Below are 13,725 nucleotides of genomic sequence, written 5' to 3'. Positions count from 1 at the left end.
GAGAATAGATAAGGGATTAATTTACTTTGTTTTATTCAATTTTTATGATTGAAATATTTTTATTGTAAGGCTTATCATCTACTGAATTAAATGCCTTATTTGCATTTTGGATACTATTATATTTACTGTAATAGATATAGTACTTACTTGTATTTACATCGTAGAAGAAGTTAATATCACTACGTCCAGCTTGAACAGCTTTGGTTAAAAATTCATCACGTTTTTTAACATCTGTATGAACTGCTAAAACTAAATAATATCCCTTATCTTCTTTATTGATGTTTTCAAGAATTTTTATACCATTTTGTTTTTCACCAAAATCAAAATCTTCTACTGTTAATGGTGTAGTGCTTAAAGTAGTTGTTTCTTTAATTTGTTTTAATGCTGCACGATCTTCTTCGTATCGTCCTCCTTCATCAACAAAAGTTGCTCGTTTAATTCTTCTTTTTCTTTCAAATTCTGTAGAGATCCTAATCTCTTCTAATGTAGCTTCTAATCTATTTTTAGCATTAATAGCTATAGCTTGTTCAGATTCTAGTTGTTTAATCTTTTTACTAAAAAATAGATTAACATTATCTAACATTTCAATATCTGAATCAGATTGTTCTTCATATAGTTTTTTAAGATTTGCGATCTCTTCATTCCTTTCTTCTATACTACTTTCTAATCCTAATTTAATTCTGTTTAGTCTATTATTTTCTTCAGTAATACTTTTGAAAGCTCGTTGTTTTACAGCAATACCTTGTTCTACCAAATCATTTTCTTCTTTTAAAATTTTAAGATCTTCGTCTTTAACTTGAATAATATCATCAAAACGTTGTAATAAATCATCCTGATTTTCTTTAGATTTATCTGCCTGTTTTGTTAGTGCCAATAATTCTTTACCTGATTCAGTTATTGGATTTATGTTAGCTTCTTCTTGAGCTTTTTGTTGTGCCAAACGTGCTGCTTCAGCATCAGCTTCTTCTTGAGCTTTTTGTTGTGCTAAACGTGCTGCTTCAGCATCAGCTTCTTCTTGAGCTTTTTGTTGTGCCAAACGTGCTGCTTCAGCATCAGCTTCTTCTTGAGCTTTTTGTTGTGCCAAACGTGCTGCTTCAGCATCAGCTTCTTCTTGAGCTTTTTGTTGTGCCAAACGTGCTGCTTCAGCATCAGCTTCTTCTTGAGCTTTTTGTTGTGCCAAACGTGCTGCTTCAGCATCAGCTTCTTCTTGAGCTTTTTGTTGTGCTAAACGAGCTGCTTCAGCATCAGCTTCTTCTTGAGCTTTTTGTTGTGCCAAACGTGCTGCTTCAGCATCAGCTTCTTCTTGAGCTTTTTGTTGTGCCAAACGTGCTGCTTCAGCATCAGCTTCTTCTTGAGCTTTTTGTTGTGCTAAACGAGCTGCTTCAGCATCAGCTTCTTCTTGAGCTTTTTGTTGTGCCAAACGTGCTGCTTCAGCATCAGCTTCTTCTTGAGCTTTTTGTTGTGCTAAACGAGCTGCTTCAGCATCAGCTTCTTCTTGAGCTTTTTGTTGTGCTAAACGAGCTGCTTCAGCATCAGCTTCTTCTTGAGTTTTTTGTTGTGCCAGACGTGTTGCATCATCATCAGCTTCTTCTTGAGTATTTTGTTCTGCCAAACGTGCTGCTTCAGCATCAGCTTCTTCTTTAGCTTTTAATTCAGCTAATTTCGCAGCTTTAAGATCTTCTCTTTCTTGAAGTTTTGCTAATCTTTTTGCTTCTAATTCTGCTTTTTCAAGTTCTTTTCTTTCAGCAATAGCTTTACGATCTACTTTAACTGTTGGTTTTCTTCTTTTTCTAGGGTTACCAGATAAAATACTCCCAACTTCATCACCACTACTATAATAATATCGTTCTTTATTTTTAAATCTGTAAGCTAAAGAAATATCATGTGAAGGACCAAAATCAGTTAAATCTCCAATAGCTTTTTCAAAGTTATATTCAATTGCAATTTGGGTTGATATATTTATACCTAAACCTACAGATGCACCATACACAGTATTATAACCAATTTGTCCCCAAATACCTTTTGGTACAGTTAACATAGCTAGTCCAGAAATGATTGTTTCATCTTTTCTAAACTCAGACTTTATTAAACCAGAAAATTTGGTTTCGTCAAAAAAACCACGTGTATCAAAATAACCTGTGTACATTAAATGGGCTTGAACCCCTTGTTCGGGATTATCTTCAAGCATTAATGAAGTTTCAAAATTATAGGCAACAATATTTTTTATTGAAACACCAATATCTAAAAAACCTGTTCCATAATTGATTCCAGGGTTTATTGATAATAATAAATTTTCTGGAACATTTTCTATTGATGGATCATCAAAATTAACAATAACACTACCTGTATTTAAACCACTTTTGTAAGCACCAACATTAAGACCAAAAGTTAAATTACTATCTCTATCTAATTCTACATTATAAGCAAAATTCAAAATTCCACCAAATGTCGTTAAAACACCATAGTTTTGTTGAAAGACTCCAATACCTGCACCAATATTTTCGCCGAATCTTCCAGAATAACTAGCTAAATAGGTTAGGGGAGCATCTTCAAATTGAACCCACTCACGTTTATTGGAAACACTAATGTACTTAGTTTGTTCTCTTACAAAACTAAATGTTGGGTTTATTGTGTAACGATTAAATGTTAATGAATTTCTGAAAGGCATATCAAATGCAACAACACCATCATCGACTTCTTGAGATAATGTTAATTGACATGTACTAATACATAAAAGTAAAATTAGAAAGTATTTTTTCATTCTATTTTATGATGGTTATTGAACCTTTTTTTACTTGGTTATCTGATGTTACTATAATGTAATAAAACACTTTATTTATATTAGTTAAGTTAAGATCGTTTTCAGGCCAATTATTTAAATATTCATTAGTCTGAAGAACAACTTCGCCACGATTTGACAAAATTGTTACTTGTGTATCTGATCCTGCAGTATATTGTTGTGGTATAATCCAGGTATCATTAATATTATCTCCATTTGGACTAATAAGATTTGGGATTTTATCTATATCCGGAAAAGCATCAAAAGGTTCAATTATTGAGAAAAAGAAAGATACAGAAGTTGCGCAACCTTGAGTCTCTGTAACTATAATTTCGTAATCCCCTAATTCTGTTGCATTAAAGCTATTTTGTGTGACACCAGATAGTATTTGACCATTTAATAACCATTGATATTCTGGTGACATTGCAGTATCAGATAGTATTACAGATAAAGATTCTCCTTCCGCTAATTCATTAGTGTCATCAACATTGATAGCTCCGATAAATTCTTGGCTATCTAAAATTATTTCACCTGCTCCAGAACAGCCTCCTAAATCTACTTGTACAGCAAATGTTCCGGACTCAGTCGTTTCATAACTTTGCTCTGTTGCATTTGGAATTATAATACCATTCTTATACCACTGATAACTATTTGCGTTAACTGTACTTAATATTGTCGCTCCTTGATCTGGACAAAAGTTTGTACCTAAACTAGAATTTATTTCTATATTCGTTACACCTGATGTGGATTCACTAATAGTCACACGGTTAGAAAATGAATCTGATGTACAACTACCATAATTTGTTTCTACAAAATAAGTACCTTCTTCGTCTACTGATAAACTAGATCCCTCACCAACAAATTCTGATGTTGTAGGACCAGTTTCTCTATACCATAAATAAGTTAAAGATGGATAGTTTAAAGGAGAAATATTATCACCTGTTCCTGGGTTATCGATAGTTAATAAATAACTACTTCCAGAACAATAAGCAGCTGTAGATACTAAATTATTGATAGTAAAAGGTGTATCGTGTAGTTTAAAGTAAGCTGGAAAAGGTTGAGAAGGAGTACTGGTTGATACTGGAGCACTACTTGACAACCTCAGTCTGTAGGCTTCTCCAGCAGTGTCTTGAGGAAATGATATATATATTGTTGCTGGTGAAGTTAATATTTCACCAGGTTCTGAGGTATAAATATAATTAGGCGTACCATTAAAGTCACCATTAGCATCCGATAATTCAATTTTAAATTGATTTGAAGCTTGAATAGCATCATCAGGCGTAAATGTAAATCCAACTTCAAAACTGTTAAAATCTACTTTTGCACATGCTGCATTTACGATATCAATATCAGGTGCACTTAATACTACTTGAGCGTTAACTGTTTGACAAAATAATACAATTAACAAACTTACTATTAAATATAGCTTTGAATTTTGGGAGATGGTTTGCATTTGGTTGGTCAGTAATCTTCTATACTATATAAATAATATTTATGTTAATAAATTAAACACATGTCTTATTAATTATCTGTCTTAGAGGCAGCAATTTTATTTATAATTAACCTATAATCAGGTCTATCAGTGCTTTGAGCGTCAATAAAGGTTTCGCTATCTGGTCCTTTAGAATATACATTATTAAATGCACGACTACCATACCAGTTTTCTAAATCTTCATTTACAGTTGTATTTTTCACAAAGATATTACCTTCACAATTATTAAAATAAGTACTAGTAAATTGAATTTTATCAAGACTTTCACTATTAACTCTAATTTTGCTATCTAAATATACTGCTGGCTTAAATCCAGAAATAACACTTTTATCAATACTAAAATTAGCATCCCTACCAATGAAAATTGCTTCATTTACTAAACCTACTTGAATATCATAACTTAAATCTTTACTAACATTAATCAATGTTAAATTTTCTGCTGCAAGTGTAGTGTTGATTTCAGCAAAAGCTTCATCATCATCATTATTTAATGCATATATACATCTTGAAGCTTGAGCACCTGAAATGTATGGAGATTTAACAGCTAAAGAATTCATTAATCTACACTGAGCACCATTACTAACTTTAAAATCATTAGCACTAGACTTGTAAGATACAAACTTTTCTAATTCTACTTGACCTCCTTTAACACTAAACGAGTTACCTCTACATAAACTCACCATAATATTATTTAATATGGTTTCACTACCAACACCAGCAAGTGTTAATCCGTTAAAATAACCATATTCTTTTGTTCTTTTTCCTGCATATTCAATTCTTACGTATTCTATAACACCTGAATTACTTTCAGGATTATCGCCTCCATAAACAATATTTTTAGAATTAGAAGCACTTAAACCGTAGTTTAATCTTTCTGAACCTCCTTCTTTTGTAGTTGGAGCATCACCTAGAATAAAAATACCACCCCAATCTCCTGGTTTTTTCAAACTTTGACTTGAAGTAAAAATTATTGGATCAGTACTCTCACCTTTCGCCATAATTTTAGATCCATTTGCAATTGTTAGAGTAGCTTTAGTTTTAAAATCACCAATAATTACTGTCCCAGGCTCGATTGTTAAAGTTGTACTGTCTGTTACAAATACATCACCTAAAAGTAAATATGTGTTTCGTTTTAATAATTTAGTATCTTTTGTGATATCACCACTAATAATCTGGTTAGGTTTATTATAACTAACTTTATTAGGTGTAAAATCTGTCCAAGGGTTTAACCAGTTGTCAAATCCTGTGATACCTTTTTCCTGTTGTGCATTTACAATGTTAAATGCTAATATAAATAATACTGAGGTAAATAATAGTTTTTTCATAATGGTTAAATTTCATTTAATGAATTACTAATTAATTTTATATAAATCAAATATAAACATAAATATCTTTTAAAACGTGATTTATTTTCGATAAAATGTAATTTGATATAAAAAACCGAACGAAATTTATTATCCGCTCTTTTGTTAAAACTTGTTAAAGTCTTGATTTAATCAACTTTAAAGTCGTCGTAGGTAAATAACGATTTAATAGTTTGTTCGTAAAATAAAATAGCAGTAATAATATTACTAGTATCTGAATATGGTAAAATCAATCTCTGAAAATCTACAGTTCTGTCAAAATACTCTACCGAAGCTTCTTGATTTGCCTGTAACGTTTTTTTGTTTTCTTTAGTTTCTGGAATACCAACAGAAGCCATAGTTACATTTGGCTTTGTAGCAAATGCTATATTTGGTAAAATATTTACTAAAACTTCAATTCGTTGAATGTATAATGTTAATAATTGACCTTTTTGTAATTTATTTAATTCCTCTAAAGTGTGGTATTTATTTATACTCACTTTTCCAGAAATTAATCGTGGTGAAGATTTTTGAGCATAGCCAATACTGACTAAAATAAAAAAATCACGGTTAATAAAGTAGTTTTTGTTTTCATTGTGTAAGGTATTTAATGTGTAATAATGAAACAAATCTATGTAAATAATTAAAATAAACAACGAAAATTGTCTTTTTTTTACATTTTAGATTCTGTGTAGAGTAAAATAATCAGATGAAATGCACTTTTGAAGGATGAATAGCAGATATTAACGATAAAATACATCGATTAGAATTTAGTAAAATAAACTCTAAATACATGTTTTTCTAAAAAAATAAAGTGTGATTTGTGTAACACTTTAACAAAAAAAACAATTTTAATATATACTTAAATAATAATGGGTGCCAAAAATATTAAAATATATTAAAATTACAAACAATTATATTTATTTTTATCTTTTAATAATTCAAAAAACATATTTATTTAATATTGAATAATTTATATGTTTACCAATAAAGTTTTTTTATAAAATTATTACAATTCATTCTTAAAATTAGATTTTAGATATATAGTTCATGAAAATAAATAAAATAGGCTATTCGGTATTAGATTTAGCTTTAATCTCTCAAGATCATGTATTACAACAAACCTTTAACAATGTTTTAAAATTAGCTTTAAAAGTTGAAGATTTTGGGTATAAACGTTATTGGCTAGCCGAACATCATAACTCTTCAAATATTGGTAGTAGTGCAACTTCCATTTTAATTGGTTATGTAGCTCAAGGCACAAAAAGTATACGTATTGGTTCTGGTGGTATTATGTTGCCTAATCATTCTCCTTTGATTATAGCTGAACAATTTGGTACTTTGGCTACCTTATATCCTAATAGAATTGATTTAGGTTTAGGTCGCGCTCCTGGAACAGATCGTGAAACAGCAGAAGCTATACGTTCTGATTTCATGAAAGCATCACAATCCTTTCCTAATGAGCTTGAAAAAATTCAGAAGTATTTTTCAATAAACAATTCTCAATCAAAAGTACGAGCTACTGTTGCAGAAGGCACTGATGTCCCTTTGTATATATTGGGTTCAAGTACAGATAGCGCACATTTAGCAGCAGCAAAAGGTTTACCTTATGCTTTTGCAAGCCATTTTGCAACTTCACAGTTGTTTACTGCTTTGGAGATTTACCGAAACGAGTTTAAATCTTCTGAATTCTTAAAACAACCTTATGTTATTGTTGGTGTTAATATAATTGTAGCAGACACAGATAAAGAAGCACAACGTTTATATACATCATTAATACAAATGATTGTTGGTTTGTTTACAGGTAAAAAAGAAAAAGTACAGCCACCAACCGATAAAACAGCATACCACACTCAGGTCTTAGAAAACCCACAAGTAAATCAAATGTTAAAATACTCTTTTGTTGGCAGTAAATCTACAGTTAAAGCCGAAATAGAGACGTTTATTGAACAAACAAAAGCCAACGAATTAATTGCTGTTACTAACATATATGATATTGAAGATAGAATTAAATCTTACAAGTATTTTGCCGAAATAATAGATGATATTAATAATGAATAATTGTTTTAAATAATTAGTTAAGACCACTTAACTAATCAAAAAAAATCCAAATGAAAATATACGAAACTCTTATTATTGGAGGAGGCCAAGCTGGCTTGTCTGTTGCTTACTTTTTAAGACGTTATAAAATAGACTATTTAATTTTGGATGATCAAGATAACGCTGGTGGCTCGTGGTTACAAACATGGGATAACCTAAATTTATTCTCTCCAACCGAGTTTAGCTCTTTATCTGGTAGGGCAATGCCTAAAGGAGAAACTGAATATCCAAGTAAAACTGATTTCATTGACTATTTAGAGCAATATCAAAAGCGTTATAATTTTAATATTGAACGTCAAATCAAAGTATTAGAAGTTCATAAAATAGACTTTGGTTTTAAAGTTAAAACTAATACCAGAGATTATTACTGTAAAACTTTAGTTAGCGCAACAGGAACAGCACAAAATCCATTTATACCTAATTACACTAATCAGGAGCAATTTTTAGGTACTATGTTACATTCTTCTAATTATAAAAATGCTAATACTTTTAAAAACAAGTCCGTTTTGATTATAGGAGGTGGAAACTCGGGCGCTCAGATTTTAGCAGATGTATCAAGAGTCGCAAGCACACAATGGGTAACATTGTCTGAACCAAGTTTCTTACCAGATGACATCGATGGACGTTATTTATTTAATGATGCAACAGATAAATTTTATGGTAAATCAGGTAAAACTACTGCAGGATCAAAAACGTCATTAAGTGATATAGTAATGGTTAAAAGTGTTAAAGAGGCAAGAAGTAGAGGTGTATTACATACTAAAAGACCTTTTAAGTCTTTTTTCAACCATGGAGTGATTTGGGAAGATAATACAAAAACTAAGTTTGATATAGTGATTTGGTGTACAGGGTTTAAAGCTAACCTAAAACATTTAAAAACGTTAAATATAATAGAAAATAACAAAATTGAAACTAATTATACACAAAGTAAAAAACTACCAAATTTATGGCTTGTTGGCTATGGTAGTTGGACTGGATTTGCTTCTGCAACTATTTATGGTGTTGGTAAAACTGCTAGACATACTGTAAACAGTATCGTTTCGTTATTAAGAACTTAAATTAAGGAAAATACTTATTATCACTATGTCAATAAAAAGTGTGTTTTATGACAACTTTATAAAAATTAAACCAAAAAAACCCATTAAAACTAATATTTAATGGGCTTTTAAATTATTGTGTGTGGTAATAATTAATTGTTTTTAGAAGATCCTTTAAACCTGTAAGTAATACCAAAATTAACACCAAAAGACGAATAAGGTACCTTTTGAGATAATTGTTTAGAGCTATCTGTATTGTCGTTTGGTAAGCTATCTACGTATGTCGTTTTTTTATTTACACCATTAGGTAAGTTGTCTATAGTATATAAACCTGATTGTGCAAGCGTACCATCTGGCAAGAAAACATCTGTATTAAATTCTGATAATTCAGAATCTTTACGCTTTAAACTAATTCCATAATATTCAGCTTCTACAAATAAATTTAAATTATTATTTATATTAAACTTGTAACCTAAAGCACCAACAAAACCTAAAGGGAAATGACCATGAAAGTCTTCTTTATAATTAGTCTCAGTGTAAGATCCTTGAGGCAACCCAAATGCATTAGCTTCTGCCTCTGATAATACTTGTTGTCTGTAAACAACTGCTTCTGTTTTACCTCCAATTTTTACTAATGCTCCAAAACGACCATAAAGGTTATCTGTAAACTTATACACTAAAGCCAAAGAACCTCCAAAAGCACGAGATCTTGCAACAGCGTCAATTTCAGTTCCAGGTAAACTAACCATAGATACATCCTGATCATCACCATTAAGGTATCCGACACTTAAATCAGCACCAAATGATTCGTTAAAATAATATGTTCCTCTTAATTGTACATTTACACCTTCACCATAACTACCATAAGAGTTTTCTGTTTGAGAAATATTGATGCTTTCCCCTAATTTCATTTCTGCACTTCCAGCAGCATAACCTGTACTTACAGATAACTCTAACTGAGCAAATGACATTGTACTAATAAATAAGGAAGCAAACACTAAGTATACTTGTTTCATAATTTGAATTTTATTTTTGTTAAATTAAAACAATTAAAATTTTAGCTTATTACTAATATTTTAATCGTTTACAAATATACTTTTTTTGATGACTTTTCTTAAAATTAAGGCAAAACTATTATGTTAAATTACCAATGATAGTGCGACTTTTCATGAACTTACTGATTTTCAGCATGTAAATATTAGATCAAAACTAAGATGTTAACTCTTAATTTGTAAGAAACCCCTTTAATAGATGCCAAAATCTAATTTTTAGTACTAAAAAAATCATTTTAAAATAATTTGAAGCCTGTTTTTTTAATAAGATAAGGTCAAAAAGTTGATTTTTATAATAAATCAGTATTTAGACTATTTTTTAGATTAAAATTAAGGTCTATTATAAGACTTTGCACAACCATATATTCAGTATTATTTTGAGTATAATTACTGATATTAAAAATTTTGAATTGCTAATTTTATAAGAAATATGAATGTATTTCTAAATTTTAATTTTCAAATTTAGAATTATCTAAAATATATTATATTAGCGTAATAAATACGCATAAAATGCAACAAGCAATTAAACTTTCTGTAGATGCTGTAGTTTTTGGTTACGAAGCAGGATCTATTTCAGTATTACTTATCAAAAGAAAATATGAACCTTTTAAAGGTGAATGGGCTATTCCTGGAGGATTTGTTTTAGAAAATGAATCTTTGGAAGAAGCTGTAGAACGAGAGTTAAAGGAAGAAACAGGAATTCAAATAAATTATTTAGAACAACTATATACCTTTGGAAATCCAAATAGAGATCCAAGGAGTAGAGTAGTATCGGTTGCCTATTTCGGATTGGTTAAACCTAGTACCTTTAAAATAGTTGCTTCTACTGATGCAGAAGAAGTACAATGGTTTCATATAAATGAACTACCTAAACTTTCATTCGATCATGATGAAATACTTAAAAAAGCAATAGCCCGATTACAAGGAAAAATCACCTACGAACCTATAGGTTTTGAATTATTAGATGTGAAGTTTCCGTTTTCAGATTTAGAAAAACTGTACACAACCTTATTAGGTAGAGCCATAGATAGACGTAATTTCAGAAAAAAACTTATAGGTTTTAATATTTTAGATCAACTCGATGAAAAAGTATCTAAAGGTTCAGGAAGACCTGCTAACTTATTTAAATTCAACAAGAAAAGATATTTCAAATTAAAAGAAGAGGGTATTATTTTCGATATATAAATCAATAAAAAACAATTTGCGTAAAAAAAACACAAATAAATTTGGTAGAGATTTAAATCTCTTATATATTTGTGTCATAATTACACAAAAAAACAATTAATATGAACGGATTATTATTAACAGACGGATACAAAACAGGACACCACCAACAGTACCCAAAAGGAACAGAAGAAGTATATTCTAACTGGACACCTAGAAGTAATAAATATGCTCCGAAAGGTTGTGACAAAGTAGTTTCATTTGGACAACAATATGTTTTTCAATGGTTACACGATTATTTTGAAGATAATTTCTTTTCAAAACCAAAAGCACAAGTTTGTAATGAATTAAAAGAAGAATTGTCTTTGTATTTAGGTACTGATTATGACGTAACACATTATGAAGAATTACACGATTTACAATATTTACCAATAAAAGTAAAATCTTTACCAGAAGGAGTAGAGGTGCCAATTAGAGTTCCTATGGTTACTGTAGTAAATACAGATAAAAATTTTTATTGGATAACTAACTTTTTAGAAACCATTTTGTCAACCATGTTATGGCAACCAATGACATCTGCTTCCATAGCATTACGTTATAAAAGAATATTTAAAGATTGGACATTAAAAACAGATAAAGATAATTTAGCGTTTATTGATTTTCAAGGTCACGATTTTTCTATGCGTGGAATGGGAGGTTTGCAAAGTGCAATTTCTTCTGGAATGGGACACGCTTCTGTATTTTTAGGTTCAGATACTTTACCAATAATAAGTAGTTTACGCAAATATTACAAAGCAGAAGGTTTTGTAGTAGGTTCTGTAAATGCAACAGAACACTCTGTTATGTGTGCTGGTACCAAAGATGATGAAATAGGAACTTTTAGAGCTTTAATGAATACGTATCCTAGTGGTATTTTATCAGTAGTAAGTGATACTTGGGATTTATGGAAAGTATTAACGGAGTATTTACCAAAATTGAAAGACGAAGTTTTAGCTAGAGATGGAAAATTAGTAATTCGTCCTGATAGTGGCGATCCAGTAGATATTATTTGTGGTGAAACTAAAACGCTTGGCGGAAAAGCACCAAAAGATAAAGGAGTAGTAGAATTGCTTTGGGATATTTTTGGAGGAACTGTTAACGAACAAGGTTTTAAAGTTTTAGACAGCCACATTGGAGCTATTTATGGAGATAGTATTACTACGGAAAGAGCAGAAAATATTTGTCAACGATTACACGACAAAGGTTTTGCTTCTACTAATGTTGTTTTAGGAATTGGTTCTTTCACGTATCAGTTTAATACTAGAGATACTTTTGGTTTTGCAATGAAAGCAACATCTGTAGTCGTTAACGGAGAACGAAGAGAAATTTTTAAAGATCCAATTACAGATGATGGTGTAAAAAAGTCTGCAAAAGGGTTAATTAAAGTTGATAAAGTAAACGGAGAATATGTTTTAGTAGATCAAGTAAGTCCTGAGCGAGAAAATGAAGGCGAATTACAAGTTATTTATGAAAACGGACAGTTTAAGAATCAGGTTACTCTGCAAGAGATTAGAGAAAGTATTAATACTAATATCTAATTAAACAGCTAGATTATGGATGTTTTAGAATTTGATTTTTATAATAGATTAAGGCAAGATTATTTAGCTCATAAAAGTCTATTTGTAGCATTTGATTATGATAATACTATTTTCGATTACCATAATCAAGGTATTAATTATGAAGCTATAATAGAGCTTTTAAGAATTTGTAAGTCCTATGGTTTCACGTTAATTTTATTTACAGGGAATGAAGGAAAAAAATTAGACCATATAAAGGAAGATTTAATTGAACGTAACATTCCTTTTGATTTAATTAATGAGAATCCTTTAATGAAAACTAGAAAGCCTTATTATAATATATTATTAGATGATAGGGCTGGATTAAAAGAATCGTACAATAATTTAAAAAGATTGACAGATGAAATACGAGATAAAAAATTTAATGATGGTCAGGTAACTGCTAAAATTGTAGCAAATGGCAATTTAGATGTTAAAGTACGTGGAAATAGTTATGAAGATTTATTTAGAGCTGCTGCTGTAAAAGAAGCTTGGGATGCTGAAAATACAACGAACAAAGATGCTGTAGCTACATTAACTATATATTGTTTAATTGGTCAGCGTTCAGACAGACGATTTAATAAAGGAGAATCTTTCGATTTAAAAATTATATGTAATTTTATTAATACCATGCAGTTTGATAAGGTGTCTGTTTTACATCCACATAGTCCAATTTCTTTAGCCTTAATAAATAATTCTGAGATAATATCTCATTTCGAGTTTGTAAAAAAAACATATAATAAAATAGGAAACCCCGTATTGGTAAGTCCAGATGCTGGAGCCTATAAAACAACACACGAAATTGCTGAAAAACTGAATGCAGATTTAACTCCATCTAACAAAGTTAGAGTAAATGGAGCGCCTGTAATTAGTATTCAAGGCGATGTAAAAAACAAAGAATGTTTAATTGTAGATGATTTAGCCGATGGCGGAAGAACTTTTAAATTCTTAGCCGAAGCTTTAAAACAACAAGGCGCATCAAAAGTATTTTTATATGTTACTCACGGACAATTTAATTATGGTTTTGACGAATTAAAAGAAACCATTGACCATATTTATTGTACCAATAGTTACAAAGATATAGAAGATGATTTTGTAACTCAATTTAAAATTTCAGCATTTAATGCTTAAAATACCTGTTGCCTGAGAATCGCGTATTTGAA

10 protein-coding genes are annotated in these 13,725 nt (G+C 30.3%); 5 read left to right on the top strand and 5 right to left on the bottom strand.

Features of this window, described 5'->3' with window-relative positions; all coding sequences use genetic code 11:
* Positions 1 to 31: 31 nt before the first annotated feature.
* From AC0L4B_RS12330 to AC0L4B_RS12315, 4 genes are all read right to left on the bottom strand, one after another.
* A complete protein-coding gene (locus AC0L4B_RS12330) occupies positions 32 to 2,761 on the bottom strand; it encodes a PorP/SprF family type IX secretion system membrane protein (protein WP_473437185.1) in 2,730 nt (909 codons plus the stop codon).
* A 1-nt stretch (position 2,762) separates the two neighbouring features.
* Entirely contained in the window at positions 2,763 to 4,232 is a 1,470-nt protein-coding gene (locus AC0L4B_RS12325) for a T9SS type B sorting domain-containing protein (protein ID WP_473437184.1), read from the bottom strand.
* A gap of 68 nt (positions 4,233 to 4,300) precedes the next feature.
* Complete coding sequence (locus AC0L4B_RS12320) at positions 4,301 to 5,596, bottom strand: hypothetical protein (RefSeq protein WP_473437183.1); 1,296 nt, start codon at positions 5,594 to 5,596, stop codon at positions 4,301 to 4,303.
* 167 nt (positions 5,597 to 5,763) lie between these two features.
* Positions 5,764 to 6,270, bottom strand: coding sequence for a hypothetical protein (locus tag AC0L4B_RS12315; protein ID WP_473437182.1), 507 nt, complete (start codon positions 6,268 to 6,270; stop codon positions 5,764 to 5,766).
* Between the two features lie 394 nt (positions 6,271 to 6,664).
* Between AC0L4B_RS12315 and AC0L4B_RS12310 the strand changes: the two genes are divergently transcribed.
* Positions 6,665 to 7,675 (top strand): LLM class flavin-dependent oxidoreductase, encoded by a 1,011-nt coding sequence (locus tag AC0L4B_RS12310; RefSeq protein ID WP_473437181.1) that lies wholly within the window; start codon positions 6,665 to 6,667, stop codon positions 7,673 to 7,675.
* Between the two features lie 50 nt (positions 7,676 to 7,725).
* Positions 7,726 to 8,772, top strand: coding sequence for an ArsO family NAD(P)H-dependent flavin-containing monooxygenase (locus AC0L4B_RS12305; protein WP_473437180.1), 1,047 nt, complete (start codon positions 7,726 to 7,728; stop codon positions 8,770 to 8,772).
* A gap of 131 nt (positions 8,773 to 8,903) precedes the next feature.
* Here AC0L4B_RS12305 and AC0L4B_RS12300 read toward each other — a convergent pair whose 3' ends face one another.
* Complete coding sequence (locus AC0L4B_RS12300; protein WP_473437179.1) at positions 8,904 to 9,767, bottom strand: outer membrane beta-barrel protein; 864 nt, start codon at positions 9,765 to 9,767, stop codon at positions 8,904 to 8,906.
* A 546-nt stretch (positions 9,768 to 10,313) separates the two neighbouring features.
* Between AC0L4B_RS12300 and AC0L4B_RS12295 the strand changes: the two genes are divergently transcribed.
* From AC0L4B_RS12295 to AC0L4B_RS12285, 3 genes are all read left to right on the top strand, one after another.
* Entirely contained in the window at positions 10,314 to 10,988 is a 675-nt protein-coding gene (locus AC0L4B_RS12295) for an NUDIX hydrolase (RefSeq protein ID WP_473437178.1), read from the top strand.
* Between the two features lie 101 nt (positions 10,989 to 11,089).
* On the top strand, positions 11,090 to 12,544 hold the full coding sequence (locus tag AC0L4B_RS12290) for a nicotinate phosphoribosyltransferase (protein WP_473437177.1): 1,455 nt from the start codon (positions 11,090 to 11,092) through the stop codon (positions 12,542 to 12,544).
* A 15-nt stretch (positions 12,545 to 12,559) separates the two neighbouring features.
* Entirely contained in the window at positions 12,560 to 13,693 is a 1,134-nt protein-coding gene (locus AC0L4B_RS12285) for a phosphoribosyltransferase family protein (RefSeq protein WP_473437176.1), read from the top strand.
* The last annotated feature ends 32 nt before the right edge of the window (positions 13,694 to 13,725 follow it).

Source organism: Olleya sp. NP1-10 (genome assembly GCF_055804415.1).
This window is presented reverse-complemented; position numbering and strand designations above follow the sequence as displayed.

Excerpts from the sequence above, each read along its gene's own strand:
- AC0L4B_RS12285 (WP_473437176.1), top strand. The coding sequence starts at position 12,560 with ATGGATGTTTTAGAATTTGATTTTTATAATAGATTAAGGCAAGATTAT.
- AC0L4B_RS12325 (WP_473437184.1), bottom strand. The coding sequence starts at position 4,232 with ATGCAAACCATCTCCCAAAATTCAAAGCTATATTTAATAGTAAGTTTG.
- AC0L4B_RS12320 (WP_473437183.1), bottom strand. The coding sequence starts at position 5,596 with ATGAAAAAACTATTATTTACCTCAGTATTATTTATATTAGCATTTAAC.
- AC0L4B_RS12290 (WP_473437177.1), top strand. The coding sequence starts at position 11,090 with ATGAACGGATTATTATTAACAGACGGATACAAAACAGGACACCACCAA.
- AC0L4B_RS12305 (WP_473437180.1), top strand. The coding sequence starts at position 7,726 with ATGAAAATATACGAAACTCTTATTATTGGAGGAGGCCAAGCTGGCTTG.
- AC0L4B_RS12295 (WP_473437178.1), top strand. The coding sequence starts at position 10,314 with ATGCAACAAGCAATTAAACTTTCTGTAGATGCTGTAGTTTTTGGTTAC.
- AC0L4B_RS12330 (WP_473437185.1), bottom strand. The coding sequence starts at position 2,761 with ATGAAAAAATACTTTCTAATTTTACTTTTATGTATTAGTACATGTCAA.
- AC0L4B_RS12310 (WP_473437181.1), top strand. The coding sequence starts at position 6,665 with ATGAAAATAAATAAAATAGGCTATTCGGTATTAGATTTAGCTTTAATC.
- AC0L4B_RS12300 (WP_473437179.1), bottom strand. The coding sequence starts at position 9,767 with ATGAAACAAGTATACTTAGTGTTTGCTTCCTTATTTATTAGTACAATG.